The sequence below is a fragment of the Paraburkholderia fungorum genome, from assembly GCF_902833645.1.
GTDB lineage: Bacteria > Pseudomonadota > Gammaproteobacteria > Burkholderiales > Burkholderiaceae > Paraburkholderia > Paraburkholderia fungorum.
Genome location: NZ_CADFGE010000008.1, coordinates 312,853 through 339,710 on the forward strand (window position 1 = coordinate 312,853; position 26,858 = coordinate 339,710).

The window sequence follows — 26,858 nt, forward strand, 5'->3', positions numbered from 1 at the left end:
GCGGGCCGGGTTTGTTCACTCACTAATATCGTCAGGAGCGCATAGGGCAATGACCCTTGCGTCGTGAATGAACTGCATGCCCCGCACGGACGCTCAGAAGTAGTGGCGCAGGTTGATCATCGTATAGGTGGGAGTTGTGAATGCGGACTGGATCGGCCCACGCGCTGCACACGCTATGTTTCTGGTTAAACATAGGTATTTGGATGAGATGGTGTGCTCGCATTCAGCGTCGACGGTCCAGGCATGCGAGGTGGCTGATGGCTTCTACGAGCAAGTGAAGGGGTCGGTTTGTCCGTCTACGCCGGCCTTTCAGTGGGTGGCATCTTTAATGCGTTCTACGAATCAGGCTGCCGGATGACGGCCTTCAGTGGAAACTCCCACAAACTCGCGGCGTGCACCAACACGCGGCGCCGCGCGTTCGCGCGTAGAAGGCAAATCAGACGTGCCGTCTGCCCCGCTGCATCAAGCATAGGACAAACGGCACATCAGTACACCAGCACATCAGTACAAAAGAGAACCGACGCGCAAACTCACGCGACCGCGTAGCGTTCGAGCCAATGCGCGTAAGGCGCCGGCAATGTCCACGACGGACGCTCGATACCCAGCTTCTTCGCCGCATGGTATGGCCAGTGCGGATCGGCCAGATGCGCGCGGCCAACCATCACCAGATCCAGTTGCCCGTTCTTTACCGAACGGTCTGCCAGTTCCGGCGTATCGATGCCCCACGCCGACGAAACCGGAATCCCGGCCTCGCGGCGCACGCGTTCGGCGATCGGCGCGAGAAACGCCGGCGCCCACGGAATCGCCGCGGTCGGCGTGGAAAAGCCCACGCTTACGCTCAGCATGTCCAGTCCCTCGCGCTTGAAATTCTTCGCGAGTTCGATCGACTCAGCTAGCGTTTCCTCGTCGCGGCCGTCGTACTCGATCACGCCGAAGCGCGCCGTCAACGGCAGGTGCTCCGGCCACACCTTGCGCACCGCCGCGAGCGTTTCCAGCAGGAAGCGGCTGCGGTTCTCGAGACTGCCGCCGTACATATCGTCGCGCTGATTCGAGTGGGTGGAGAAGAAGCTCTGGCCGAGATAGCCGTGCGCAAAGTGCAGTTCGAGCCATTCGAAGCCCGCGTCGCGCGCTCGCTTCGCGGCGGCGACGAAATCTTCGCGAACGCGCGCGATATCGTCGAGCGTCATCGCTTTCGGCACCTTGGGCAAATTGCCGCCGAACGCGATCGCCGATGGTGCGATGGTTTGCCAGCCGCGGCTGTCGCCATCAGCGATGTGATCGTCGCCTTCCCACGGACGGTTGGCGCTCGCTTTGCGGCCCGCGTGCCCGATCTGGATGCCCGGCACCGAGCCGGCCGCCTTGATCGACGCGACGACCGGTGCAAAAGCCTGCGCCTGCTCGTCGGTCCAGATCCCGGCGCAACCCGGCGTGATACGGCCTTCGGGCGATACGGCCGTCGCCTCGACGATCACCAGCCCGGCGCCGCCGCGCGCCAGACCGGCCAGGTGCACACGGTGCCATTCGTTGATCAGGCCGTCTTCGGCGGTGTACTGGCACATCGGCGGAATGGCGATCCGGTTGCGCAAGGAAACGTCTTTGAGCTTGTAGGGCTGGAACAGTGCGGACATCGGGTGAAACTCCTCTGGACTTGCTTGTACGTTAGTTCGATAAACATCGAATAACCAAGTATCGCAGAAACCTTTATCATTTGCAGGATGCGTACCTATAACCATCCTGCCGCTGAGGACTTCACGCTCGGACGGCTCTTCCATGCCCTGAGCGACCCGGTTCGCCTCGAAATCGTCCGTCGGCTGTCGTCCGTCGACGAGGCGACCTGCGGCGAGCTAGACGGCGGCCGCCCGAAGTCGAGCGTGTCGCATCACTTCCGGATCCTGCGTGAGGCGGGCCTCGTGCGCACGCGTGTGGCCGGCACCGTGCATCAGAATTCGTTGCGGCGCGCGGAACTGGACAGCCGGTTTCCGGGGTTAATGGAGGCGATACTCAAGCAGATCGCCGCGGAACCGGCGTTGAGCGAGCCGGCTTAGGGCTTCTGGCTTGTCGTCTCCGGCTTGTCGGCTTCGGCTTCGGCCCGCCTGCCCTGTGCGCCGATGAATCGCGCGGCAGGCGCCAGGCTGGCCGAATCAGCCGGCACGACACGGCGTCGATCTCAACCCGGCTTGCCCGCCGGTGAATCGCGAAGCTCGTGCACGAGAATACGCGCCTTGCCCGCGACTTTCGCACGATACATGGCGGCATCGGCCGCGCGTAACAGGGCTTCCCCACTCAAAGACGGTGCCTCGCCGCGCAGTAGCATGCCGATACTGGCCGATACCCGCACGACCTTCGCCCCGAACGTTATGGGCTGGCTCAGTGTCAGCAGGATTGCACGTGCAATTCTCTCCAGTGCGGCACGATCGACTGCAGGACCGGTCAGCAGCACGGTGAATTCATCCCCGGCATGTCGCGCAACCAGATCGCCGGCACGCACGCAGCGACTTATCCGACGCGCGGTTTCAACCAGCACTTCGTCGCCGCACTGATGCCCGTATGTATCGTTCACGGCCTTGAAGCCGTCCAGGTCGATAAACATGATGGCCGCCACGCCTTCGCCGCCTGCCGCGCATGCCTCATCCAGCCTCTCGAGGAAGGAGCGTCTGTTCGGCAGGCCGGTCAGCGCGTCGTGGAACGCCTGATGCCGCAGCCGATCGAGCAACGCCGTTCGCTCCGTCACATCGCAGAAGCAGTTCGCGATTGTCTGGACTTGCGTCGGACGCTTCGTGAGCAGGTATCCCGATCACCCGAGAACGCATGCTTCACTGCTTCGGCTCCATTGGCTGGCCAAGCACGAATGGGCCGCCCTGGAAGCGTTGTGCGGGATCGTCGCGCGAGTCGCTCGGTGCGGTCGCGGGGAAACGTTCCGCGAACCGCGCAGCGCTGTCGCGCGGGTTGAACCCGAGGAAGCTGGCTTTCGTGTTGTCCCACCACTTGACCGGATTGTTCGACGCGCCGTACACGACTGCGTGCCCGACGCAATGCGTGAACAACGAGCAGCGCACCAGTTCAATAAAGTCGCGATAGCTCAGATACGTGACGAGCATGCGCGGGTTCTTCGGCTCTTCGAACGACGAGCCGATTCGCAGGCACACCGTCTCGATGCCGAAACGATCGTAGTAATAGCGCGAAAGCGCCTCGCCGAAGCACTTCGTCACGCCGTAGAGACTGTCCGGGCGCTGCGGCGAGTCGGCGTCGAGCACCTGGGTGACCGGATGAAAACCGATCGCATGATTGGAGCTCGCGAACACGATGCGCTTCACGCCGTGCTTGCGCGCTGCCTCATACACGTTGTATGTGCCGACAATGTTCGCGCCGAGCAGATCCTCGAACGGGGCGTCGACGGAGATGCCGCCGAGATGCACGATCGCATCGACGCCCTCGACAAGTTGCATCACCGCCGGCCGGTCCGCCAGATCGACGATGCTCGTTTCCTCGTGCGGAGCAGGTTCTCCGAGCTCCGAGATGTCGCTCACGCGCACGACATCGGCCCAATTGGCGAGCGCGCCGCGCAGCTGGCTGCCCAGGTTGCCGGCGGCTCCGGTCAGAAGCAGGCGCCGGAACGGCTTGAACGACGGCACGACTGTTTGGCTCATAAAAACTCCTGAAAAATGACTGACGGAAAACGTTTTCTACACGAGAGCGATGGATGAGGTTCAGCATCAATTGCCGGATGCGCGGCCATTAGACGGCGCTTACGCCGAATGGCATTCGCCCGCCTGACCGCGCTTTCTGCGACAATCGGTAAACAAAAGAGAAAACGTTACCTTTTGCATGAAAAAACCTTCCCCAACTATTCGCGACGTCGCCGCAGCCGCCGGCGTATCGGTCGCCACGGTGTCGAAGTACATGAACGGGGCGCAGCGCTTCTCCGCACCGGTCGAGGCTCGCCTGAAGGCTGCGATCGAGGAACTCGGCTACCGCTCGAATCCGCTTGCGCGATCGATGATCACCGGCCGCTCCCGCACCATTGGGCTGACCATTCTTGACATCAGCAATCCGCACTTCACGAACGTCGTGAAAGGCGCCAACCGCGTCGCGCTGCGGCACGACTACACGCTGCTGCTCGTCGACACCGACGAAAACCAGGCGCGTGAGCGCCCGCTGATCGAAGCGCTCGCGCAGCGGGTCGACGGCCTGATCGTCAGTTCGCGGATGCCCGACAATGACGCGCAGTGGTTGCTCGATCTCGGCAAGCCAGTCGTGCTGTTGAGACGTAGCGATGTGCTGCAGATCCCGAGCGTCGGAATCGACAACCGGCTCGCAACCTACATGCTCGCGCGGCATCTGCTCAACCTCGGGCATCGTCACATCGCCTACCTCGGTTTTGGGAAGGCACGCATCAACGACGAGCGCATTCGCGGCGCGCGAGAGTGTCTGGAGGAGGCCGGCCTCACGCTCGACGTGTACGACGCTCACGCGCCGACGGCGCATGCAGGCGAAGATGCGTGCTCGCGCGTGATGCTCGGTCCGCGCAGGCCGCAGGCGGTGATCTGCTACAACGACCTGATCGCGCTCGGCTTCATGAAAGAGGCGGCGTCGCTCGGCATCAGGGTGCCGCAGGAGCTCTCGGTGACCGGCGTCGACAACGTCCCGTATGGCGAGTACGCAGCGCCTGCGCTCACGACCGTCGATATTCAGAGCGAGAAGATGGGCGAACTCGCGATGCAAAAGCTCATCGACGCGCTCGCGGGCCATGCGGAGGCTGGGCACTCGACGTTCGAGCCGAGGCTTATCGTCCGTGAGTCGACAGCGGCCCGCCGCTGAGGCGCCTCGTGCTTTCACGCGTCGAGCTTCGCGGGCGTCATGCGCGGCGTCAGCATCTGCATGACGCCAAGCGCGACGAGATAGGCGAGCGCGCCGATCGCGAACAGTACCCAGTAGTGGCCCGTGCGTTGCAGGACCTGTCCGATCACTTCCGAGAACAGCACCGCGCCGATCGAGCCCGCCATCCCGCCGACCCCCACAACCGCGCCCAGCGCGCGCTTCGGAAAGAGATCGGACGCGGTGGTGAAAAGATTCGCGGACCAGCCTTGATGTGCGGCTGCGGCCAGTCCGACGATCGCGACGGCGCCCCACAGGTTATCGACTTGGGAGACGAACGCGATCGGCAGCACGCAGCACGCGCAGATCAGCATCGCTGTCTTGCGCGCGGCGTTCACGCTCCACCCGGAACGCAAGAGCGCCGAAGAGAGCCAGCCGCCGCCGATACTGCCGACGGTCGTCATCGCATAGATGCAGACGAGCGGCAGGCCGATGTGCTGCATGTCCATGCCGCGCGACTCGTTAAGCCACTTCGGTAGCCAGAACAGATAGAACCACCACACCGGGTCAGTCAGGAACTTGCCGATCAGGAACGCCCACGTCTCGCGCTTTCGGATCAACGCGCCCCAGCCCGGCGCGCGGGCGTTCACGTTGACGGCATCGAGCGTCTCGGCCTCGTCCTGTCCGCCCTCCACCGAACTCGTGTCTGCGGACCGGTAGAGCGCGAGCCATACGGCCAGCCAGACGAGGCCCACCGCCCCGATGATCACGAACGCCGCACGCCAGCCGAACGCCAGCGCAAGCGGCGGGATGATTGCGGGCGCGAACACTGCGCCGATATTCGCGCCAGAGTTGAAGATGCCGGTCGCAAGCGCACGCTCGCGCCGCGGAAACCATTCTGCCGTCGTCTTGATGGCAGCCGGAAAGTTACCCCCCTCGCCGATGCCAAGCAGCGCACCAACTATGGCGAAGCCGGCCACCGAGCCGACCGCCGCATGCAACACCGCAGCCGTGCTCCAGATCAGCATCGCAAGCGCGTATGAAATGCGCGTGCCCAGCCAGTCGACGATCCGGCCGAAGCACAGAAGGCCGACCGCGTAGAACGCCGAGAAGGCGATCACGATGCGGCCGTATTGCACCTGGGTCCAGCCAATGTCGTGCTGCAGCACCGGCGCGAGCAGACCGAGAATCTGGCGGTCCATGTAGTTGATTACGGTGGCGAAGAAAAGGAGCGCGCAGACCGTCCAGCGGTAACGGCTAGCGGCGGTGCGCGCGGGTCTGATAACGGCGGAATGCATGTAAGTCTCCGTTGCGCGGCGGCGTTCGTCGCGTCGCGCTATGTGTCATTGAAGGCAGGGAGCGCCGAGGGTCGCTATGCGCCGCAGCAGGTGCGCCAAGTCACGGGCACGTCAATTTAGGAAAACGTTTTTCTAGGATAGAAGCATTGTGACTCTCTGTCTAGTCCTTGGTTTACCTGGTCTTGTGCTCTGCAATCCAATGGTGGGACCATCTAGCCCCGAAGTAGGGTTAATCGTTTTCGTTCATATGCGTAGCGGCCTCTCGGCAGGTCGAGACGGCGCGGAGGTCAGGCGGACTGGCGGGACGCGGGTCCGTCGTCTTTCAGCATCGATCCACTTACAATCAGGAGACAAAAATGCATTCGTCAAGAAAATCAGCCGTTATTTTCGCGGCCAGTACACTGACGTTCCTTCTCGTCAGTGCCTGCGGAGGCGGCCTGAACGATGGTCCGAAAAGTCCAGTTTCTTCTGCGTCGACCGTGTCTCTCCACGGAATCGTTTATGGAGCGACGGATACGAGCGTCCCGCCAGGAGCAGGCGTGTCTATAACCATGATGGGGCAGATGAGAGCGCTCTTTGATCTCATCAGGAAAGCGCCTGATTTCACACAGGTGGTGATGGACCTGGGCGACGGCAGTCCGGTCCATGTACTCGATACGAACACGGGCGATAAATTTCTTCCAGGCAAACTGGCGCTCGGCCTGTCGTACATATTGATCGATATGAAAGCGAAAGGGGATCCTAAATACGCGGATTACCTCGCGACGTATCAAAAGATAACAACCGCGATGATGACGCAGACAAGCGGCGCGAATTACACGTATGCGAATACATCCTGGGGCGAGTACTACTACCTCGTTGCGCTTAATAATTTCAAAGCGCATGGCATGCTCAACGAGGTCTTCAGCGACGCAATGCTCGCTACCCTTCAAAATCGCCTGAACTTCTGCGATATGTTTGGCGCCGATGCAAGCGGCTTGAAGAATACGTGCCCCGCCACAGGTACGCCGATCGACGTTGCATCGCTTAATACCGCTCAAAACTACTATGCGGTTTCTTACGGTATTGCGGGACTAAGACAAAAACTGGGATGGAGCAATCCGACTTTCTCTTCCGCCACCGACCCGGCTGTGGCATCGATGGGTGCGCGGGACGCGCTTCTGTACACACTCACGAATCACATTCGGAAAGACTCGTCCGGCGGTTTTTCCGACGAGGCCTCGAACACCCATACGACCTATTATGATCAGGCACGCTTCGATCGGTACAGCACGTTGCTAATTGGCGAAGTCGTTGAACGAACTTTCGAAATGGGCAATGAGGCGAATCTCACGCCCGAATTGAAATCCTATCTGCGCAAGTCAGTCGACCTCATTCTTCCGCAGCTCAACGCAGATGGCCAGGGTTTCAATTATGGCAGGTCCATCGGGCCGTACGGGGACTCCGCCTTTATGGAAATCCTGACTGCTGCGGCAAATGCCGGCGTACTGTCCGCTCAGGAGATGGAGGTGGCCTATTCGTTCATCTACAAGGCGGCCTATCGTTTCGACACGTTCTGGTACGACCCGACCTTGCCGACTCCATCCGTGAATATGTGGGTCAAGGGCCGCGGCACCGACGCGTATCGCGGCAAGCCTCGCGTGATGGGCGAGAATTTCAGCCTGCTGCACCAGTACATGTATGTGAACGCGTGGTGGGACAAGCTCGGTTTCAACGGCAAAGCGCCGATGTCCGATGCCGACCTGCAAGCGTGGCTGAATACAAAACCGCATTACACGCTCACCTGGTACAACTTGCCCACCGATACCGCGCATCCGTATAGCGCCGCGCTCATCACCGTGCGCGACGGCAAGCGGGTCATCAATCTGAATCTGAGCCAGGCGCCCGACTACAATTCGTACACGCCCTATTACCCGACGCCGTTCTCCGACAACCTGATTTACGGCACAACGGATCTGGGCTATGCGTTGCTGATTCCGCAAGTTTCCTATAACGGGAAAACCTACATTCCGGTCACGTATTATAAGAACCTGAATGTTCAGGAAAACAACGGCCAGGTGGCCGTCTCTTTCGACACGACCAAGTTCCGGCAGGCCGTTAAGAATGCGACCTATGCCACGGATATCGACCTGCAGGTCCACACGGTTCTAACGTTTGGTCAAGGCACACTGACGCGAACCGATACGCTGAGTTCCGGGACGTTGACCGGCCCCATCGCGGTCGAGACAGACTTCACGTCCTTTGCGGATTTCCCGAACACCACAGCGAATAGCGATGGATTTTCGGTTAAGTACGCTAATAGCAATGCGACCAGCTATGGCACGATGGGTTTTGACGGTTGCGCCCTGTCTAACTTCGAAATGGCGGCTGGGGTAACCAATCCGTTGTCGACCACTCCGATCGGGCAGCTGCATTCGAACTTTGCCTGTACGACACGCCCCTTCGCACTCAACGCGGGAAGTAGTCGTACGTTCAGCTGGACGCTGAAGTACGCCGTTTCAAATTGATCCTATGAAGTGCGCCGGCCTTTTAAGGGCCGGCGTTGCCTCGCAAGGAAGTCTATGAGCTGAACTAGCTGTGCGGGTCGAAAAAAAACCCATCCAGACGGACGGCCCTCGTATTCGCACAACGTCTCGCGCCTCTGTGAACCGATTGCCTGTCGGCCGAACCTCGGCTTGCCTTTACCCCTGGGATACGCGACATTTCTGGAATCGCCTGTAGCGAAGCAGAACACCCTGATCCAAGCCCGTTCGCAACCTCTGCATCCAGGAACAATGCGCATCCCACCACTAAAAGCCATCATCGCGTTCGAGAGTGTCGCCCGCACGAAGAGCGTCAATCGGGCGGCCGATGAATTAGGGTTAACGCCATCCGCGGTCAGCCATCAGATTGCCAACCTCGAATCCATCGTGGGAAGGCCCTTGTTCACAAGACTGGGACGGGGGCTGGTTTTGACGCCCACGGGTCAGCAATATCTGGCCGATGTCACCGGATCGCTCGCCGACCTGAGCCGCGCGACGGAACGCGCATCGAGCCAATCGGGTGTCGAGATACTTCGCATTCACTCGAGTCCCAGCTTTGGGTTGATGTGGCTGCTGCCGCGGCTGGCTTTGTTCCAGGAAGCGAACGGCGACATTCAGTTGAATCTCGCATGCTCATATGAGGATGTATCGTTCACCTCCGGCTTCTATGACGTCGACGTCCGGCATGGCTACGCTCATTGGACCGATGGCGAGATCAAAACGCTACGCAACGAGTTCATCGCGCCTCTTGCGTCGGAGGAATACCTGAGAAGACACCCGGTGCGTGCCCCCGAGGATCTGCTCGAGCGGCGCCTGATCTTCTCGGAGACGCCTCTCGTTCAGTGGAAGCAATGGTTCGGCAAGTTCGGCGTCGCGGTGTCGCCCAAGGCATACGATTTCGCGTTCGACCGCTCGTACATGTCGCTCGAAGCCGCGGCGTTGGGACACGGCGTCGCGCTGGAAAGCACGATGCTCGCATCGGTCCACCTCAAGCGCGGTTCGCTCGTACCGGTCTTCGATCGCACGTATGCGGTCGAAGTCGGGGCCCATCACCTCGTTTACCCTTCCCAGAACGCGGACTTGCCGCGCGTGGCCAAGTTTTTGACCTGGGTCGAGCAGGAGATCAGCCGCAACACCTGAAAATTCTTCAGCAATAGTTGAGCCGAACTGCATTGATCGAGATGGTTGAAGCGCTGAAACTGCGTCTACCAACTAACGTGATCGATGGAGACAAACATGTTGCTCGACAGCCAAGTAGTAATCGTAACCGGCGCAGCCTCGCCGCGTGGCATTGGCAAGGCAACCGCAAAAGCGCTTGCTGCGCAAGGCGCGCGGGTGGTGATTCTAGACCTTCGCAAGGAAGACGCAGAGAGTGCCGCGCGTGAACTCGGCGAAGAACACTTCGGCCTCGCCTGCGATGTGACCGATAAGGCCGCATGCATGGCTGCCGCCAAGGCGGTCATCGAAAGGTACGGCCGTGTCGATGGTCTTATCAACAACGCAGGTATCACCCAGCCGTTGAAGACAATGGACATCGGAGCCGACAACTTCGATGCGGTCATCGACGTGAACCTGCGCGGCACGCTCTACATGTCGCAAGCGGTTATTCCGCAAATGAGAGCGCAAAAGAGCGGCAGCATTGTCTGCATGTCATCCGTGTCCGCGCAACGCGGCGGAGGCATCTTCGGCGGACCTCATTACAGCGCTGCAAAAGCGGGCGTACTCGGTCTCGCGCGTGCCATGGCGCGCGAACTCGGGGCGGACAACATCCGCGTCAACTCGATCACACCGGGCCTGATTCAGACCGATATCACCGGAGACAAGCTCACGACGGAGATGCGCGCCGACATCATCAAGGGCATCCCGCTCGGCCGACTCGGCGATGCGGCCGACGTCGCGAACGCCTGCCTGTTCCTCTCGAGCGATCTGTCGGCCTATCTGACCGGCATCACGCTCGACGTCAACGGCGGCATGTTAATCCACTAAGCGCAACATCCGTCGCGATTGCGGCGGATGAGTCAATGCACCCGGCGGTAAAAGCCGGGGCAATATGGCCGCAATCATCTTGCATGGGGCCAGACTAAGAGCTTTGCATGGGATGCAGAGTAAGCGCTAAAGCGCGAACTCTGATCGACAGCTAAAGCGCTAACTCTGGCCGACAGGAGACAACCATGAAAACGAAAGCCGCTGCGCCGTCTATGACGGGCGATGTCACATCGCTTGCCGATCCGGCGAGCTTCGAATCAAAAACGTATGCGAAGGTGGGACGGCGCTTGATACCGTTCCTGATGCTGTGCTATCTGGGCGCTTATCTCGATCGGGTCAACGTGGGCTTCGCGAAACTGCAGATGCTCAACGACCTGCGATTCAGCGAAACCGTGTATGGCTTCGGCGCCGGCATTTTCTTCCTCGGTTATTTTCTCTTCGAGGTACCGAGTAATCTCATGTTGCACAAAGTGGGCGCGCGAAACTGGCTCGCTCGCATCATGCTGACGTGGGCGGTGATCTCGGCCTCCTTTGTCTTCGTCAAGTCGCCGACCACCTTCTATGTCCTGCGCTTTCTATTGGGCGTGGCCGAGGCAGGGTTCGCGCCAGGCGTCATCCTGTATCTGACTTACTGGTTTCCGTCTGCGCGGCGCGCCAAGGCGCTCTCCCTCTTCTTCATGGCGATTCCGCTGGCCGGCATTGTCGGCGGGCCGCTGTCCGGTTACATCCTGCATGCATTCCAGGGCGTACACGGTCTCGCTGGCTGGAAGTGGCTGTTCATCCTCGAAGCGCTGCCGTCGCTGCTCCTTGGCGTCGCCATCCTGCTCTACCTCGACAACGGTATCGCTGCCGCAAAATGGCTCACTGATCAGGAGAAGGCGCTCCTCGCACGCAACGTGGCGAACGACAACGCCCACAAGATCGCCCATGTGTCGATCAGATCTTTCATCGGCGATCGTCGTCTGTGGTTGATGGCTGCCATCTACTTCTGCGTCGTGCTCGGTCAGTATGGGCTGACGTTCTGGCTGCCGACGATCATCCGCAAGTCCGGCGTGGCCGACCCGCTGTGGGTAGGCATCTTTACGGCCGTACCGTACCTGTGCGCCATCATTGCGCTGCCGCTGGTGGGCGCGAGCGCTGACCGCCACCGTGAGCGTCGTCTGCATCTTGCGATCCCGATGCTCGTCTCGGCAGCAGGCTTTGCAACGCTTCCGATGCTGGGCGGAGTCGGCGCGTCGCTGGTGTGTGTCAGCGTGGCCGCCGCCGGCATCCTCGCCTCGTCGTCGCAGTTCTGGTCACTGCCGACCGCGCTTCTCGGCGGCATGTCCGCCGCGGCGGGTATCGCCGCGGTGAACTGTTTCGCCAATCTCGCAGGCTTCTTCTCGCCTGCCATCGTGGGCTGGTTGAACGACCTGACCGGTAAATCGACGGCCGGGCTCATCTTTATCTCTGTGGCGATCGTCATGGGTGCCGCGCTTGTGTTCCTCGTGCCAGCCAAATCCGTCAATCGCTGACACCGTTTGCCGCAAAGACTCATTTTTCAATCAAGGAGACATCATGAACAGTCCGTCATCAGATGCGGTGACGCTCGCCGAGCGCGCCTATCGGATTCGCAGAAACGCCTTGCTGATGGGCGAAGTGCAGGGCCAGGGCTATATCGGCCAGGCACTTGATATCGCCGATGTACTCGCGGTTGCCTACTTCGGTGCGATGCGTTACCAACCCGACAACCCCGACTGGGAAGGCCGCGACCGCTTCCTGCTGTCCAACGGCCACTACGCGATCGCGCTTTACGCCGCGCTTTTCGAAGCCGGCTTCCTGCCCCCGGAAGAACTCGAAACCTACGGCAGCGACGACAGCCGGCTGCCGATGTCCGGTATGGCGAGCTACACGCCCGGCATGGAGATGTCCGGCGGCTCGCTCGGCCACGGTCTCACGATCGCGGTGGGCCGCTGCCTGGGACTGAAGCGCAAGGGCTCAAACGCCTTCGTCTACACGCTCTTCTCCGACGGTGAACTCGATGAAGGCGCGATCTGGGAGGGCCTGATGTCGGCCGCTCACTGGAAGCTGGACAACCTGATCGCCATGGTGGACGTCAATAACCAGCAAGCAGATGGTCCCTCCTCGAAGATCATGGCGTTCGAGCCGCTCGTCGAGAAGCTCGAAGCATTTGGCTGGTTCACGCAGCGCGTGGACGGCAACGATATTGACGCGGTGAAAGCGGCCTTCGATGCTGCACGCAATCATCCGAAGGAGCAGCCACGGATTATCGTTTGCGATACCCGCATGGGCTGCGGCGTGCCGTTTCTCGAAGAACGGGAAAAGAACCATTTCATCCGCGTCGATGCCCACGAGTGGCAACTGGCGCTCGCAGCACTCGAAGCAGGGAGACAAGCATGAACGACACCACTCTTACCGCGAAGCCGCGCCTGAAGACCTCGGCGATGATCGCTTCCATTGCCGGCGAAGGACAAGTCACGCGTTCGGCGCCGTTCGGCCATGCATTGGCCCAACTGGCCCGGGAGAAGAAGAACGTGATCGGCATGACGGCCGACCTCGGCAAGTACACCGACCTGCATATCTTCGGAAAGGAGTTTCCGGACCGCTACTATCAGATGGGCATGGCCGAGCAGTTGCTGATGGGCGCGGCCGCAGGTATGGCGCATGAAGGGGCGCAGCCGTTCGTCACGACGTACGCCGTATTCGCAACCCGTCGCGCGTATGACTTCATGCACCAGGCCATCGCAGAAGACAACCTCGACGTGAAGATCATCTGCGCGCTGCCTGGGCTAACGACCGGCTACGGTCCGAGCCATCAGGCAGCCGAAGATCTTGCGCTCATGCGCGCAATGCCGAACATGACGGTCATTGATCCGTGCGACGCACTCGATACCGAGCAGATGGTGTCCGCGATCGCCGCGCATAACGGCCCGGTGTATGCGCGCCTTCTGCGTGGCAACGTTCCGGCCGTGCTAGACGAATACGACTATCAGTTCGAGCTGGGCAAGGCGAAGCTGCTTCGCGACGGCGCCGATGTGCTGATCATCTCGTCGGGCATCATGACCATGCGCTCGCTGGAGGTGGCGAAGTTGCTGGAAGCGGACAACGTGGGAGTTGGCTTACTGCACGTCCCGACCATCAAGCCGCTCGACACTGAGACGATTTTGCGCGAAGCGCGGCGCACGGGTCGCATGGTGGTGGTCGCCGAGAATCACTCGGTGATCGGCGGCCTCGGCGAAGCGGTCGCGACCACGCTGCTCACGGCGGGCGTCACGCCGATGTACCGCCAAATCGCACTGCCCGATGAGTTTCTTGGTGCGGGCGCGCTGCCGACCTTGCACGATCGCTATGGCATCTCGACCAACGTCATGGCCGATACCATCAAGGGCTGGCTTCGATGAGCCCACGGTGTCATTCAGACGCAGCCGCACGGCGGACATCGCTCCGCCTGCGCGTGAAACGAGTCGTCTGCTAGTTTGAAAGGGGGGTGCGTCCGTTCCGTCGACGCACCGCCATCGACTGCCAGGCCCGTGCGTTGACGAAACCTGCTACGCGTTAGTACTGGCCGTCAACGCTGAAGCAACTAGCCGCGTGCTTGTCCGCAATCCTTTGGTTCCCGACAACCCATCGCGTCCCGCCGATGTCTTATCCAATTGGCCAAACGCAAACACTTAGCCCGCCTGGTTGATCGCTGCACCGTTGCCATGACTTATAATCATCAAGCCGTCGGGAAACACCCGGCGGTCAGGTGTGGAAGCCTGTTGTTCTAACCGCACACCCGCTTAGGCGGGCGTGCGTCTACCCCTGCACGTCTGTTGTTTTCAATGGGCGGGCTGTGGTGGGGGAGCCGCAAGGCTCGCCGGCTCGTTAGAACACCGGTCTTCCAAACCCGCCACGTGCCCGCTCACCCCTTCCCCAAGCAAGCGAGTGTCGGGCGATCCAGGAAGTACCAGGGAGGTCGCACCATGAGCAGCAAACCCACAAAACAATCTCAACCCGCTTCACGCCCGCCTGTCGACGCGCTTCAGTACGAAAAGCTTGCGCTCTCCAGCTTCGATCTATGCAACCGGCAGTTGAGCCAGCTCAACACATTGATCACACTTGGGTCCTCAATATGTAGGAATCCTGCCATCACGAGTGACGAAAGACGACGTCAGCAGACCATGCTTGAATTGCTCGTCGATACAGCAGAGCAATATCAGCGGGAGCTGGAATGTGACCGTGAGCTGTATCAGGTGATCGCACTCGACGCGAAGGGCATCCCTCAAAGCCGCATCACTGCGAACCGTGCAATGCGCCTACTTGCCGAGGCATCAGAAATAGCGACGAAGGAAACGCCAGCAGCCACGAAGCCGAGCCCGAGCAAACATACGTCAGCCAAGCCCACAACGAACGCATAAACAGACGCGGCGGCCCAAGCATCGGTTCCTGCGCAGCACTAACCATCAAGAAGGTGGGCAACTTCAGTTGATCAGATTTTCAGGATGCCTGCCCCCTCCGTCACGAGCATCGGCGAGCGCCGCAAGCAAATGTGGACAGGCATCCGCGGGAGCTTTCCGGCGGTTCGTGCGAACGCGTGCTCCCGGCCACAAACAGCCGCTCACATGCGTCATCGCCCGGATGTTCGAGCGACGGTTCCACTCCGTAAACGGCCATCCAATCGTCAAGGACGAACGCTTGGTCATCGGCCGGAGCCGCCATTGGGACAGGCCGGGTTCTTCGTCGCCAAACGTGGCGGATTGCCGACGTTGGCGGCCTGGATCAATCCGGCGGCAGCTTTCCTTATCGACGGACTCACACTCTCGACCCAAACCGATCATAAAACTTTTTCGTCAGCGGTCATTCGCTCGCCCCGTCAGACTAAACGACGGTGCGGATTGTGTTCGGTGCACTTGGGCTACACGGGGTTATTTCTGATTGAGTATTTCTTACTCAGATCCTTCACAGAGAACGCTAAGGCAGGCGGTAAGCGTTCGAGAAAGCGGATCTGATGCCGTGATCGGGGCGCAGGGCTACACGCGGGCTAATGCATCTCCAATAGGCACATCTCCTCCTACAAAACCAATTACCTTGTTCACCAGGCGCGCCTTGAGCGCATCGAGAACGACCTCGGCCACATCTTCACGCGCCACCGGGTCGCGCGGAGAGTCGGCATCCGACACGATCTGAATGGTTCCCACTCCCGGCTCCATTGTCAGCGTGCCGGGGCGCAGCACAAGGTAATCGAGCCCGCTAGCAATCACGTAGTCGTCCGATTCGCGTTTCATTTGCGCGTAGTGTTGTAGTGCTTGCTGCGAACGTTCCGGCGCGTACGCAAGCAATGCACTGATAACGACAAAAAGGCCCACGCTGCTTTGCTTTGCGTAATCGACCGACTTGATGATCGAGTCGCGGTCGATCAGGCGTTCCTGCTCCGAGCCCTCGGTTTCTGCCGAGCCGGCGGCGTAAATGACAGTATGTACGCCGCTGAATACATGCGAGAAATCGCCAGTCAGGTCGGCAATGAGCGGTCGGACGCCGAACCGCTCGAAAGCATCGCTTTTTGCCGCGTTGCGTATCAACGGGCAGAACGGGATGGCGGCGGCATGCAATTTTTCGGCTATTAGCCGCCCCGTTCTCCCGCTTGCGCCAATTAACAGAACGTTCATGACTTTTCTCCTGGAACGATGTGCTACACAGCAGTCTGTATTCACAGTCTAGTATCAGAACGCGAAAGTTTTCTGCATCCATCAGGCTGGGGGAAGTCGCAACGGCGGGCCCAACCGCTATTCCTCGTCACCGAGTTTCCCTGCGTCCGTAAGCGCAGTCTTCCGTACAGTGTCAAACTTTGGAACCATCGTCGTAAGCGCGCCGTGGAGGGCCGGTACGGACACGACCGCGGACAACCGGCCCGAGCCCACGAGAGGCGCTTGCTGGCCGGTAGTACGCGTTCGCAGAAACCGCAGGTAAGGAGCCGCCGAGGATCCAAATGTCCGGTCCGGGGACGATCGTCGAACTGGTGCAATCGGCCAACTACGGCCGGTGGTTCATTTTGCTCGGGCGACCGCTCGCATAGCAGCTTCGGACCGTGACAATCGGTTCTGAACCCCACTGATGTGTTCTTTGTACCAGCGAGATTGCCCGCAGCCTGTTCCTCGGGGCCGCCTTATTGTCGGGATCGATCCCCCTGGTTTCCGCGTTCGGCGTAGCACGACTTGAAAAGCCGGCCGCCAACATCTGCCGTTCTTCGCAGGCTCCCGAGGAGACGGCCATGGCAAGAATCGAAGCAAAGCTGGCGGGGATGGGACTGACGTTGCCGCAGACGCTGCAGATGCCTGCAAACGTAAATATGTCATTGCCATTTGCATGGGTGCGCGTGAGCGGCAAGCGAGCTTTTGTCTCAGGACACGTCCCGCTCAACCTCGATGGGACGATTGCGCAACCGGTCGGCAAGGTCGGCGCGGAAGTTTCTTCAGACGAAGGCTACGCAGCAGCACGCCTTGTGGCGCTTGCACAGTTGGCGAGTCTTCAGAAGGCGCTCGGCGATCTGGATCGCATTACGGCCTGGGTACGCGTCTTTGCAATGGTCAATACAACGCCCGGTTTCGACCAGATGCCACGGATCGCAAATGGCTTCTCGGATTTGATCCTTGAACTGTTCGGGCCGGACATCGGTATGCATGCCCGGTCAGCCGTCGGCGTCGCGCTCCCTCTAAACGTGCCCGTCGAATGCGAAGCGGAAGTTGAGATTGACGGACTGCGCCTCTAATCCAGGATTGCCGCCGAGAGCCACTCTCATAAGCACGTGTAGGAACCATCGTCTCGGGTCGATCCAAGAGCAGACGGTCAGGGACAGCATCTGGGTGACCCAGAAGGGTCGCGTGCTGCCGATCGCAGCGAAGCGAGGGTGAAGCGGCGCATGCTAATTGCATGAGGCGACACGCGGCCAGGAACGGCCGTTCGACATCACGTTTAGATTGTTGACAATCAAGCGTTTTTAAAACAATCCTGGTGGGACGGCGAACACCCGCCGCCCGGTACTCACCGGCTGCCGCGCATGCTTGCCTCTTCGAAAATGCGAGTCGAACACGCGGTAATGAACGTCGCGAATCCGATTCAATCCGCTGCGTTGTTTACGAGCGACGTAAGTACGTGGTCGGCCCATACCCCGTTGATTTTTAGGTAGGACCGAGCCAGTCCTTCGCGATCAAAACCTAGCCGCTCCAATAGCTGTGCGCTACGAACATTTTCGGACCTAAAATTCGCCATTATTCTGTGCAATCTGACGTGGTCGAAAATATACGAAATGGCGGGCGTCAATGCTTCGCGCATCAGACCTTTTCCTTCAAACCGCTTTCCGACCGAGAAACCAAGGTGACACGCTTGGAAAGGGCCGCGCACGATGTTGGTGAAATTGCATTCCCCCATCATTTCTCCGCTTTCCGGGGAAATTAATAGAAGATGCACAGCCTGCCCTGAAGTGTTGTTATGGGCCATCGTGGAAAGTCGTTGCGCGACTGATTCAGCTTCAAAAAAGCTCTCGGCTCGAAGCGGCTCCCATGGCTGCAAATGGGCGCGGTTCTCAATACTGTATTCTCGAAGCTCCTGCACGAACTGGCCACACGCCGGTACAAGTTTTAGACGTGCGGTAGAGATTTCTTGATGTAACACATCGAAGCTGGCACTCGTCACATCGCTCTCCGTTGACAAAGGCGTGCGAGTATGTCTAGTCAGGAGTCTTTCGTCAATAGTTCGCCTGACGACGCGAATGTCAATGTCTGCTGCAGGGAAAACCGCCCCCCCCCTATGGGTCGAAAGTACGCATTCGTTGGTGCCATAGCTGCCCTTCGCGGTTGCCGCTGTCGAACGACCGCCCTGCTGCCGCGAGCGGGCATGTCAGCGTCGACATGCGAGCGCCGACTAAGGCCAACGAAGCAACGTTCAACATCGCGAATTGGATGGCCGCTTCCTTAGTGGAACCGACGCCTGAACGTCCGGGCGACGGAGCGGACGAATGACGCTTCATGGTCGGACTGAATCCGATAATGATCGGCTCAGTTCTACCCTCACCAGCCATTCGACCTTCTACTTAAGAGACGTCCGCGTGCCTCGTACGCCAACCGTCGAAACCCGCTTGAACGGTTCCAGGCAAGCCCCGTTCACTGCGACTAGACGCCCATCGAAAAATTGAATGGGGCAGGTGACCGCGCGGTAGATCGATGCCCTACCCGCACGCGGAGCGTTCGAGCCGCACGTTCCGAGAGGCCGGAGGTCGTCACTGTATGATGCGCGGACAAGTCTCCACGGATAAAACTTGATGGATCAGCAGCCCGTTACAGTGCCACGCTCCGGCCGATTAATCGACGTGTTCGATGTTCTCAAGGTCTTCCTTAAATTGGGTCTGACGTCATTTGGCGGCCCGATCGCTCATCTCGGCTATTTCCGTCGTGAGTTCGTCGAAAACCGGCGTTGGCTCGATGATGAGGCCTACACCGACCTCGTAGCGCTGTGCCAGTTTCTCCCTGGCCCGGCCAGCAGTCAGGTGGGATTTTCGATCGGGCTTATGCGAGCGGGATGGCTCGGCGGTTTGGCCGCGTGGTGTGGCTTCACCTTGCCATCCGTTCTCTTGCTTATCGGCTTTGCTGCGCTCGCTCCTGACCTCGGCAATGCTGCGGGGCAAGGCTTGATCCACGGCCTGAAACTGGTGGCAGTCGCGGTGGTCGCACAAGCGGTGTGGGATATGGCGCGGCGTCTGTGCCCAGATCGTCAGCGAGCGGCCATCGCCCTTATTTCCATCGCAATGCTTGCCGTCTTGACGACGGTGTACGCCCAATTGCTGGTGATCGCACTCGGGGCGCTGCTCGGTATCGTCTTTTGCAGGACTGGAGACGCGCAACGGGGCAGCGAACCGCATCCGGCGCTTACCGCGATGCGCATTTCACCCGTGATCGGATGGGCCGCGCTGGCGCTTTTCTTCGTTATTCTGCTTGGACTCCCCGCTTTACTGACGCTACATAACACGCGCGGCATTCAGATGTTCGACGCTTTCTATCGCTCCGGCGCACTGGTGTTCGGCGGCGGCCACGTCGTCTTGCCGTTGCTGCAACAGCAGACTGTCGCGACAGGTTGGATCGCGCCGAGTGATTTTCTGGCCGGCTACGGCGCGGCCCAAGCCGTGCCGGGACCGCTGTTTACATTCGCAGCCTTTCTCGGCTGGATGATGCCCGAGGCACCGCGTCACTGGGTCGGCGCCGCGCTGGCCACCGCCGGTATATTTCTGCCGGGTCTGCTGCTGGTCATAGCCGCCCTGCCTCACTGGCAATCCCTGCGCTCGCGCCCTGCCACGGCAGCGATGTTGAGCGGCGTGAACGCGGCGGTAGTCGGCTTGCTGGCTACAGCGCTTTATTCGCCGGTATGGGTCAGTGCGGTGCTTTCGAAGGCCGACTTCGCTGTCGCGGCGGTCTGCTTTCTATTGCTTACCCGCTGGAAGGTACCGCCATTCGCGGTCGTCGTGGTGGGTGCGCTCGCTGGCATAGCCGAGTTTGCTTTACGTTGAACCGATGTCCGGACAAGCTCCGCGCACCTCGGGCGGCTCCAAACCTCAAAGCTGCGAATCGAGCAGCGCGACAACCCGTTCCAGCAGCTTTTCAAGCAGCGGACGGCGGCGCCAGTCGTCAAGCGTGATGCGTTTCGCGTTGACAACGTCACCGTCGAAAACAGCCGTCTGCCGGCGCGCGAAATCGCGGTCATAGATGTTGAGATTGGCCTCGTCGTTGAGCTTGAACGAGCGGCTGTCGAAGTTAGTCGAGCCTACCGACACCAGATACTCGTCGACGACGATCAGCTTGCAGTGATACATCGTCGGCTGATACTCGTACATCTCAACGCCCGCGGCGAGCAGGTCGCCCCAGCACGCGCGCGACGCCTCGCGCACCGTGTGGGTGTCGATGCGTTTGCCGGGCGTGATGATGCGCACCTTCACTCCGCGCTTTGCTGCCTCGACGATCGCGTTGATCGTCAGCTTGTCCGGCACAAAGTACGCACTCGCCAGGTGGATGGAATGCGTTGCCGCGGTGATCGCCATGAGGTACATCAGCTGCATGTCGTCGCTGCCGCCGGAGGGCGAACTGCTGAACATGTGCGCGAGGCCTTCGCCTGCGGCGTCGATCTCCGGAAAGTATTGCGGGCCGTGAAGCACATTGCCCGTCGACTTGACCCAGTTGTCCATGAAGACCGCCTGCATCTGCCCTACCGCCGGGCCTTCGACGCGAAAGTGCATGTCGCGCCAGTGCTTCTCATCCTGCGCGTGTCCGCTCCACTCGTCGGCGATACCCACGCCGCCCGTAAAGCCGATGTGTCCGTCGATCACGAGCAGCTTGCGGTGCGTGCGGTCGTTCATGCGACCAAGACCGGTCCAGTGCGGCTTGTGGTACCGAACGACTTCCGCACCCGCCTCGCGCAGCATCCGCAAATAGCGCCTGTCCATCTTCGACGAGCCGACCCAATCGAGCAGCACATGCACCGCGACACCCGCACGCGCCTTGTCGGAGAGCGCGCGCGCAAATTCCTCGCCAATCGCACCGGACCAGTAAATGAAGGTTTCGAAGGTGATCGTATGCCGCGCCGAGCGGATGCCCTCCAGCATCGACGGGAAGATCTCATCGCCGTTGAGGAGCACCTCGAAGCGGTTGCCCGGGACGACGGGCGGCCCGAGCAGCAGCCCCATCGAGCGAATGAACTGCGGATCGTCACTGGCGTAAAGCCGTTCGATCTTGTGCTCGAGCTTCTTCTCGCCGCTCGTCAGGTTCGCGATCACCAGCACGACGACGAGCGTTACCACGACCGTCAGGACAATAAGGGCAATCGTCGGCATGCGCGGGCCTCGCGTAGCGGACACTCGTCCGGAACCGTTAGTGTACGGGTATTCGGGACCGCGGATAGATCAGCGCTTCTCCCCTTCGTCGGCATGTTGCCGGGCGCTGCGCATGGAGAGTCAGCGCAATTCACTACGCCATCAAGAGAGTGCTAATGGGAACCAGAGAAGCTCGCCGGATTATCCGCAGCCTTCTGAGCCAAGATGCGCCGGAGTCGCTGAACCTCGTCATGCGCGAACAGGACGCGCTCGTCCGTCAGGAGGATTGAAATGACAGATGACCTGCGACGACAACCCCGCAAAGTTGAGCAAGCCCTGGTGGCACTTGAGGGCGTGATTGCAGTGCGGCGGGAGTACATCTCGCTGCTTCAGTGTTTGGGAACGTGTGACAAGAAGCTAACCTCCCTCGACGCACTTATAACGGCCAGGCCAGGTCACGTCCGCAGCGCAGCGAGACTGCGTTGCCGCGACTGTCGCCGGTGGGCCGCAGTGATACCGCCGCGGAATGTCCAGGTCGCATGTCGGTCGATATCGATTGCGGTTGGGCGCAAGCCGATCGCCTACGCGCCCCAAGGCGATCTACCGACGTTTGTGACAGAGTTCGCGCCCCGCATAGACGGCAGAAAACAGGCCGACGATAACGGCCGCTACGGCCAACGATTCATCTTGTCGTCCCGCCGGGGCCCGCGATGTCGCATAAAACCACAGGCCGATCCCGACCGCCGTCATGAACATGCCAAAGACAAGCCCCCACACCGGCCCCGCCGTATCGGAGCTCCCTAATCTGTGAGACATTTTCATCGCTATACTCCCCGTCCCGCACCGACATTTCCTGATTGCCAAAGCCTGCGAGTTCCGCATTGGCACGATTTTACGGTAGCGTACGCGGCCAAAAAGACGTCATCAACACGCTAAATTATGATTGAGGTCTTTTAGCGCTTTGCGATCAAACGGACAGACATCCATGAAAGAGAGGGCAACCGTTTTATGTGTCCGGGACAACCGTGTCTTGCTGGTTGCCAGGCTGAGATCGCGATGGGCGCTTCCGGGCGGCCGAATCCGCCGAGGGGAAGCACCTCACGAAGCCGCACTGCGTGAGCTGGCGGAGGAAACGACACTCACCGCGACCGAATTGACTTACCTTTTTCAGTTCAGCGGGTTCAACACGCTGCACTATGTATTCTTCGCCGACGTGGCGTATGAATCGGTTGCGCAGGCGAGCAACGAAATCACCCGATGCAAATGGTTCCCGCCCGTCAAGATCGGGACGCTTTCCGCGAGTGTGCCGACCCGGGGAATCGTCGAGCTTTTCCTTGGCCGCGTGGTCGCTGCTGAACACGGCGGTTTGCAGCAGATGTCGGAGCAAGTCGAGTGAATAACCTCAACGCCACCCCGGATCCGCCGAAAAGAACAGCGTCCGGCGCCGTGATGGCGCAGGACCGTGAGCGCACAACAGTCCCTCGACTCTTTCGAAAGAGACGTTCGCGCCAGCCACAAGACATTGAGCGCGCGGCCGCTTTGAACAGCCGCGCACCTGCCTGCAACGTCAGACAGCTTGACCCGCGCCGAGGTCTGCCCCTGTTGTCGGATCCGAGCTCGTATCCGACGCAGTTCGCGACGCCATCGACTGCAGCACCTTTACATCCCGCTTCGATACATTGACCGTGGCCGTTCCGTCCCCTCCATCCACGGCAGGCGCCGGGGAGGCGACGAACTCCCATTCTGGCCCTTCATTCCACGGTCCGCGCGGTGCGTCCTCGCCTTCCGACATCTTGTAGTACACGCTGGTGTACTGCGGTACGCCAGGCAGTTTGCCTTGAGGAAAGTTGGGCTGGATCGAATGCAAAGCTTTCTCGAACGATTTCTGGTGGGCAATTTCGCGGGTCATCAGAAATCCCAGTGCTTCCTTGATGCCCGGGTCGTCGGTGACGTTAATGAGGCGTTCATAGACAATCTTCGCGCGAGCCTCCGCCGCAATGTTCGAGCGCAGATCGGCCGTGGGTTCGCCGATCGTGTCGACATAGGACGCAGACCAGGGGACACCCGCCGAATTGGTGAGGGCTGGGCCACCGCCGTACAGCAAAGCCGTCGTGTGCGAGTCGTTTCCGCCACCGGTCATCGAACGATATAGCTCGGCCTCCGCTTCGACGGCTTCGGCCAGTTGGCCCTTCGCACTTTTGTTCAACATCGCAACGATCGACCCGACAATCTCCAGATGGCTGAGTTCTTCGGTTGCGATATCGAACAGCATGTCCTTGCGCCCCGGGTCATCTTCACTGACCGCCTGGGTGAAGTATCGGCACGCGGCACCCAGTTCTCCCTGGGGGCCGCCGAATTGCTCGAGCAGCAAATTCGCAAGACCCGGGTTCGGCGCGGCAACCCGCACGGTGTACTGAAGGCGTTTGTTGTGGATAAACATGAGACTTCTCCGGTGACTGGCCGAAGCAATTCCCCCTGTGGGGTGCGAGGAACGGTTACGTGCCTGTACCCGCGTGGAATCGCGTACGACCGTGGATTGATCAACCCGGACGGCGGCACAGCCAGACGGCTGCCCGCACCCAACGACGGGCGCCCGGCTCTCAGAGCGGACGCTCTGGCGGATGCCCGGCGAAATTGCCGAGCATGGCAACACAGTGCCGCACGAATCCCAGCATGCGCTGTGCCCAGCTCACCCATTTAGTCAACACACCGACAGTGGGCCGCGTGGGGCGACGCTTAAGCAAGTTCAACGATTCGGCGGTGCGCAAAACTGTAATACAGGGCCGTTAGATCGTAATTTTCGACGAACAGACGGGTGCCGTGATCATCCGCCAAATCTCCCCCACCAGGCTCTTCCGGATTGTCTGCAAGCGCGGGCGCTCGTCAGAATAGTCTGGCGCAACGTAGTGGATGCGCCATGCATCGGGCACGGCATGAATGTGGAAGGACTGTGCTGAAACTGAGCTCTCAGACTGGCTTCGCCCCCGTCATTTCCCTTGAACCATCGCCGCCCCAAAAGACCCTCCAACTTGATTTTAAACGGCCCGGTTCGACGCCAAGGCGTCATTGCGACTCGACGGTTGGACGACCGCTTACCCTCAGCACACAACCGGCGACTACCGACGCGGGAGGCACTCAGCCTCGTCGCAATGAACCAGCAACGCCTTATCCGGGTTTGCCAGCACGCGGGAGCGACACTGAAAATGAGGTCTCCGTCTCGTCGGAGCGCGCTTCGATCGCACCATTGTGGGCCTTGGCAATTTCGCTCGCTATATACAGGCCCAGTCCGAGATTACGCGCCCTGTCGTCTTTGCTCTGCTGTTCGTCCCCCCGCATCAGGGGATCGAAGATACGCGCCAGTGTCGCGCGCTCAATAGCCGGTCCACGGTTGCTAACGTCGATACGGACATGCGTCACGTCGCACGTCACCATCACGCGCACCGGAGTGTCCTGAGCCCCATACTTGAGCGCATTGAGTACGAGGTTTCCGAGCAATTGCTGCAGGCGCTGGCCGTCCCAGACTCCTTGTGAATCCCCCGTCACGTGCAGCTCAATCTGCCTGTCCGGATGAATGGCTCGCAACTCTTCCAGTTCTTCAGCAAGCACGTCCGCGAGATTGACACGCTTGGGTATCACGTTGATGCCCAAGCCCAGTCTGGTCCGATTGAAATCGCACAGGTCATCCAGCAACGCCTGCATCCGGGCCCCGCTGCGTATCAGGCGACCTGCTGCGTCCGATACTTGCTCCCCGGCATTCAGTGCTTCAAGATACGACGCAGTCATCTGGATCGCCTGGAGAGGGCTGCGCATGTCGTGCCCGAGCATGCCAAGCAGGAGATTACGGCTCTGCTCAACCTGCGCGCTGAAAAAGTCGACCGATTCCGCAAGTGCCTGATCGATCGCCTCATTGAAGCGAATGACGTCGTCCAGATGAGGTGCGTCGGGCGCGCAATCGTCCATCCACAAGCGGAGTACGCTTGCGCGCAGCGCGCGATATTCGGCCGTGAGTTGTTTGATGTTAAAGCCGGACCGTGCCCTCAGAAGGGCGTGCGTTTGCGCGGCGGTTTCGGTCGCATTGATTGGAGCGGGGGCCCGCCCGACTGATTTTTCGTACTGTGCTTCCCTCGTCTGTGCAGTCTGCAGGTCTTTTGCCACCGCGCGCAGGATCTCTGGCGCATGGTCTCGCAACGCCGACGGTTCCATAATTGCCGCAGCCGGCACGAAGGAGGCGGCGAACGCCTCCCATTGCGCCAGAATCGGCTCTGATTGCCGCAAGATAAAGTCAGCAAGTCGCATAGAAGCGTCTCCAGGGCGAGTCGGATATCCGCACAGCCGCCCCTATGGTACGCGCAAATCAGGGACGAACATCGATCGAAAAGGCGGGAGCGGCCGTTTGCGCGACGCAGCCGAACGTCACAAAATGACCAAACCCGGAAGCCCGGATCGTTGATCAAGCTTCGGAAGACTAAATACGCCGCGGTATGGCCTCTGCGAAAAAATCGGTGACTTGTCGCACACGCGCCGGTACAAATCGGCGTCTTGGCCAGATGAGACTTATGTCTCTGGCGTCGCCTATAAATTCGTCCAGAACGGTGATGACGTCCGGATGTCGGAGGTCATCGGCGAGAGAGATCCTGGCAAACAGGCCGACTCCCACACCGGCTAAAACACCAGCCCGGATCGTTTCGATACTGTTGGACGTGAGATTTCCGCGCACGGACACGCTAAATCTACCCTCTGGCCCTACAAAAGGCCAATGCGTCGGCTCCGTCAAGCCGCGATATACAAGGCAATTGTGATCAACGAGTTCGGCCGGCGTCTTTGGCATTCCGCGTTGCTCGAAGTAGCGACGGGATCCGACGCAGACGAGAGGCGTGCTGGCCACGCGCCTGACGATCGCGTCAGGATCGTTCACGGGCCCCACCCGGATCGCCAGATCAATCCCATCTTCCACCATATCTCGCACGAAGTCCGAGAGAATGAGATCCACCTGAAGGCCAGGATTGAGTGATAGCAGATCGGGGATAAGCGGCAAAACATGAAGACGGCCAAAAGTACCTGATGCGGCAATCCTGATCGGACCCGAGACACTATGCGTGCTGCTGGTCAGCTCGCTATCGGCATCATCCATCTCGTCAAGCAGCGGTTTGGTCCGGTCGTAATATCTCTGCCCCTGATCCGTCAGGGTCACGCTGCGCGTACTTCGGATAAATAGCGCCACCCCGAGGCGTCTCTCGAGCGCGCCGATAGCCTTGCTGATGGCCGACTGTGAATCGCCGGTTCTACGCGCGGCGGCGGTAAAACCGCCTGCTTCAACTACGGCTATGAAGGCGTTTAACTCCTGGAATCGATCCACCTCCATTCCTCCCGGGAATTAATATTATGCAAATTTAAGTCATTATCATT

Annotated in this window: 22 protein-coding genes; 12 read left to right on the top strand and 10 right to left on the bottom strand. The window is 60.1% G+C overall.

What is annotated here, in order from left to right:
• Positions 1–530: 530 nt before the first annotated feature.
• Complete coding sequence (locus tag HWX91_RS24600; protein WP_028195173.1) at positions 531–1,628, bottom strand: NADH:flavin oxidoreductase/NADH oxidase; 1,098 nt, start codon at positions 1,626–1,628, stop codon at positions 531–533.
• Positions 1,629–1,715: 87 nt separating this feature from the next.
• On the opposite strand from HWX91_RS24600, the gene HWX91_RS24605 reads away from it, so the two are divergent.
• Positions 1,716–2,045: an ArsR/SmtB family transcription factor gene (locus HWX91_RS24605; RefSeq protein ID WP_028195174.1), complete on the top strand. Its 330-nt coding sequence runs from the start codon at positions 1,716–1,718 to the stop codon at positions 2,043–2,045.
• Positions 2,046–2,167: 122 nt separating this feature from the next.
• On the opposite strand, the gene HWX91_RS24610 is transcribed toward HWX91_RS24605, so the two are convergent.
• The gene (locus HWX91_RS24610; protein ID WP_028195175.1) at positions 2,168–2,713 is read right to left on the bottom strand and encodes a GGDEF domain-containing protein; all 546 of its coding nucleotides are present in this window, start codon (positions 2,711–2,713) and stop codon (positions 2,168–2,170) included.
• A 100-nt stretch (positions 2,714–2,813) separates the two neighbouring features.
• Positions 2,814–3,647, bottom strand: coding sequence for an NAD-dependent epimerase/dehydratase family protein (locus HWX91_RS24615; RefSeq protein WP_028195176.1), 834 nt, complete (start codon positions 3,645–3,647; stop codon positions 2,814–2,816).
• 178 nt (positions 3,648–3,825) lie between these two features.
• On the opposite strand from HWX91_RS24615, the gene HWX91_RS24620 reads away from it, so the two are divergent.
• Positions 3,826–4,818, top strand: coding sequence for a LacI family DNA-binding transcriptional regulator (locus tag HWX91_RS24620; RefSeq protein WP_028195177.1), 993 nt, complete (start codon positions 3,826–3,828; stop codon positions 4,816–4,818).
• 14 nt (positions 4,819–4,832) lie between these two features.
• Here HWX91_RS24620 and HWX91_RS24625 read toward each other — a convergent pair whose 3' ends face one another.
• Complete coding sequence (locus HWX91_RS24625; protein ID WP_028195178.1) at positions 4,833–6,113, bottom strand: MFS transporter; 1,281 nt, start codon at positions 6,111–6,113, stop codon at positions 4,833–4,835.
• A 356-nt stretch (positions 6,114–6,469) separates the two neighbouring features.
• On the opposite strand from HWX91_RS24625, the gene HWX91_RS24630 reads away from it, so the two are divergent.
• The 7 genes from HWX91_RS24630 to HWX91_RS24660 all read left to right on the top strand — a co-directional run bounded on the left by HWX91_RS24630 (position 6,470) and on the right by HWX91_RS24660 (position 15,021).
• Positions 6,470–8,620: a hypothetical protein gene (locus HWX91_RS24630; protein WP_028195179.1), complete on the top strand. Its 2,151-nt coding sequence runs from the start codon at positions 6,470–6,472 to the stop codon at positions 8,618–8,620.
• 267 nt (positions 8,621–8,887) lie between these two features.
• Entirely contained in the window at positions 8,888–9,775 is an 888-nt protein-coding gene (locus HWX91_RS24635; RefSeq protein ID WP_028195180.1) for a LysR substrate-binding domain-containing protein, read from the top strand.
• 96 nt (positions 9,776–9,871) lie between these two features.
• Positions 9,872–10,621 (top strand): SDR family NAD(P)-dependent oxidoreductase, encoded by a 750-nt coding sequence (locus HWX91_RS24640; RefSeq protein ID WP_028195181.1) that lies wholly within the window; start codon positions 9,872–9,874, stop codon positions 10,619–10,621.
• A gap of 185 nt (positions 10,622–10,806) precedes the next feature.
• Positions 10,807–12,135: an MFS transporter gene (locus tag HWX91_RS24645; protein WP_028195182.1), complete on the top strand. Its 1,329-nt coding sequence runs from the start codon at positions 10,807–10,809 to the stop codon at positions 12,133–12,135.
• 43 nt (positions 12,136–12,178) lie between these two features.
• Positions 12,179–13,021, top strand: a complete 843-nt coding sequence (locus HWX91_RS24650; protein WP_028195183.1) for a transketolase — start codon at positions 12,179–12,181, stop codon at positions 13,019–13,021.
• Positions 13,018–14,022, top strand: a complete 1,005-nt coding sequence (locus HWX91_RS24655) for a transketolase family protein (RefSeq protein WP_028195184.1) — start codon at positions 13,018–13,020, stop codon at positions 14,020–14,022. The genes HWX91_RS24650 and HWX91_RS24655 overlap by 4 nt, the downstream gene beginning before the upstream one ends.
• A gap of 564 nt (positions 14,023–14,586) precedes the next feature.
• Entirely contained in the window at positions 14,587–15,021 is a 435-nt protein-coding gene (locus HWX91_RS24660) for a hypothetical protein (protein WP_176035679.1), read from the top strand.
• 612 nt (positions 15,022–15,633) lie between these two features.
• Here the strand turns inward: HWX91_RS24660 and HWX91_RS24665 are convergent.
• Positions 15,634–16,269: an SDR family oxidoreductase gene (locus tag HWX91_RS24665; RefSeq protein WP_028195185.1), complete on the bottom strand. Its 636-nt coding sequence runs from the start codon at positions 16,267–16,269 to the stop codon at positions 15,634–15,636.
• Positions 16,270–16,871: 602 nt separating this feature from the next.
• Between HWX91_RS24665 and HWX91_RS24670 the strand changes: the two genes are divergently transcribed.
• The gene (locus tag HWX91_RS24670; protein ID WP_028195186.1) at positions 16,872–17,369 is read left to right on the top strand and encodes a RidA family protein; all 498 of its coding nucleotides are present in this window, start codon (positions 16,872–16,874) and stop codon (positions 17,367–17,369) included.
• Positions 17,370–17,716: 347 nt separating this feature from the next.
• Here HWX91_RS24670 and HWX91_RS24675 read toward each other — a convergent pair whose 3' ends face one another.
• Positions 17,717–18,292, bottom strand: a complete 576-nt coding sequence (locus HWX91_RS24675; RefSeq protein WP_042274191.1) for a GNAT family N-acetyltransferase — start codon at positions 18,290–18,292, stop codon at positions 17,717–17,719.
• A 625-nt stretch (positions 18,293–18,917) separates the two neighbouring features.
• Between HWX91_RS24675 and chrA the strand changes: the two genes are divergently transcribed.
• Positions 18,918–20,156 carry a chromate efflux transporter gene (gene chrA / locus HWX91_RS24680; protein ID WP_042274194.1) on the top strand — a complete coding sequence of 413 codons (1,239 nt, stop codon included), beginning with the start codon at positions 18,918–18,920 and terminating at the stop codon, positions 20,154–20,156.
• A 45-nt stretch (positions 20,157–20,201) separates the two neighbouring features.
• On the opposite strand, the gene cls is transcribed toward chrA, so the two are convergent.
• Positions 20,202–21,473, bottom strand: coding sequence for a cardiolipin synthase (gene cls / locus HWX91_RS24685; RefSeq protein WP_028195189.1), 1,272 nt, complete (start codon positions 21,471–21,473; stop codon positions 20,202–20,204).
• Positions 21,474–22,437: 964 nt separating this feature from the next.
• Here cls and HWX91_RS24690 point away from each other — a divergent pair.
• Positions 22,438–22,848, top strand: coding sequence for an NUDIX domain-containing protein (locus HWX91_RS24690; protein WP_030099677.1), 411 nt, complete (start codon positions 22,438–22,440; stop codon positions 22,846–22,848).
• Between the two features lie 171 nt (positions 22,849–23,019).
• On the opposite strand, the gene HWX91_RS24695 is transcribed toward HWX91_RS24690, so the two are convergent.
• The 3 genes from HWX91_RS24695 to HWX91_RS24705 all read right to left on the bottom strand — a co-directional run bounded on the left by HWX91_RS24695 (position 23,020) and on the right by HWX91_RS24705 (position 26,808).
• Complete coding sequence (locus tag HWX91_RS24695) at positions 23,020–23,892, bottom strand: manganese catalase family protein (RefSeq protein ID WP_028195191.1); 873 nt, start codon at positions 23,890–23,892, stop codon at positions 23,020–23,022.
• Positions 23,893–24,617: 725 nt separating this feature from the next.
• Positions 24,618–25,748 carry a sensor histidine kinase gene (locus tag HWX91_RS24700; RefSeq protein WP_028195192.1) on the bottom strand — a complete coding sequence of 377 codons (1,131 nt, stop codon included), beginning with the start codon at positions 25,746–25,748 and terminating at the stop codon, positions 24,618–24,620.
• Between the two features lie 169 nt (positions 25,749–25,917).
• On the bottom strand, positions 25,918–26,808 hold the full coding sequence (locus HWX91_RS24705; RefSeq protein WP_028195193.1) for a LysR family transcriptional regulator: 891 nt from the start codon (positions 26,806–26,808) through the stop codon (positions 25,918–25,920).
• Positions 26,809–26,858: the final 50 nt, after the last annotated feature.

What these genes read in the sequence shown, in the direction of transcription:
- HWX91_RS24600 (WP_028195173.1), bottom strand. Translation starts at nt 1,628, where the DNA reads ATGTCCGCACTGTTCCAGCCCTACAAGCTCAAAGACGTTTCCTTGCGC.
- HWX91_RS24605 (WP_028195174.1), top strand. Translation starts at nt 1,716, where the DNA reads ATGCGTACCTATAACCATCCTGCCGCTGAGGACTTCACGCTCGGACGG.
- HWX91_RS24615 (WP_028195176.1), bottom strand. Translation starts at nt 3,647, where the DNA reads ATGAGCCAAACAGTCGTGCCGTCGTTCAAGCCGTTCCGGCGCCTGCTT.
- HWX91_RS24620 (WP_028195177.1), top strand. Translation starts at nt 3,826, where the DNA reads ATGAAAAAACCTTCCCCAACTATTCGCGACGTCGCCGCAGCCGCCGGC.
- HWX91_RS24625 (WP_028195178.1), bottom strand. Translation starts at nt 6,113, where the DNA reads ATGCATTCCGCCGTTATCAGACCCGCGCGCACCGCCGCTAGCCGTTAC.
- HWX91_RS24630 (WP_028195179.1), top strand. Translation starts at nt 6,470, where the DNA reads ATGCATTCGTCAAGAAAATCAGCCGTTATTTTCGCGGCCAGTACACTG.
- HWX91_RS24635 (WP_028195180.1), top strand. Translation starts at nt 8,888, where the DNA reads ATGCGCATCCCACCACTAAAAGCCATCATCGCGTTCGAGAGTGTCGCC.
- HWX91_RS24640 (WP_028195181.1), top strand. Translation starts at nt 9,872, where the DNA reads ATGTTGCTCGACAGCCAAGTAGTAATCGTAACCGGCGCAGCCTCGCCG.
- HWX91_RS24645 (WP_028195182.1), top strand. Translation starts at nt 10,807, where the DNA reads ATGAAAACGAAAGCCGCTGCGCCGTCTATGACGGGCGATGTCACATCG.
- HWX91_RS24650 (WP_028195183.1), top strand. Translation starts at nt 12,179, where the DNA reads ATGAACAGTCCGTCATCAGATGCGGTGACGCTCGCCGAGCGCGCCTAT.
- HWX91_RS24655 (WP_028195184.1), top strand. Translation starts at nt 13,018, where the DNA reads ATGAACGACACCACTCTTACCGCGAAGCCGCGCCTGAAGACCTCGGCG.
- HWX91_RS24660 (WP_176035679.1), top strand. Translation starts at nt 14,587, where the DNA reads ATGAGCAGCAAACCCACAAAACAATCTCAACCCGCTTCACGCCCGCCT.
- HWX91_RS24665 (WP_028195185.1), bottom strand. Translation starts at nt 16,269, where the DNA reads ATGAACGTTCTGTTAATTGGCGCAAGCGGGAGAACGGGGCGGCTAATA.
- HWX91_RS24670 (WP_028195186.1), top strand. Translation starts at nt 16,872, where the DNA reads ATGGCAAGAATCGAAGCAAAGCTGGCGGGGATGGGACTGACGTTGCCG.
- chrA (WP_042274194.1), top strand. Translation starts at nt 18,918, where the DNA reads ATGGATCAGCAGCCCGTTACAGTGCCACGCTCCGGCCGATTAATCGAC.
- cls (WP_028195189.1), bottom strand. Translation starts at nt 21,473, where the DNA reads ATGCCGACGATTGCCCTTATTGTCCTGACGGTCGTGGTAACGCTCGTC.
- HWX91_RS24690 (WP_030099677.1), top strand. Translation starts at nt 22,438, where the DNA reads ATGAAAGAGAGGGCAACCGTTTTATGTGTCCGGGACAACCGTGTCTTG.
- HWX91_RS24695 (WP_028195191.1), bottom strand. Translation starts at nt 23,892, where the DNA reads ATGTTTATCCACAACAAACGCCTTCAGTACACCGTGCGGGTTGCCGCG.
- HWX91_RS24700 (WP_028195192.1), bottom strand. Translation starts at nt 25,748, where the DNA reads ATGCGACTTGCTGACTTTATCTTGCGGCAATCAGAGCCGATTCTGGCG.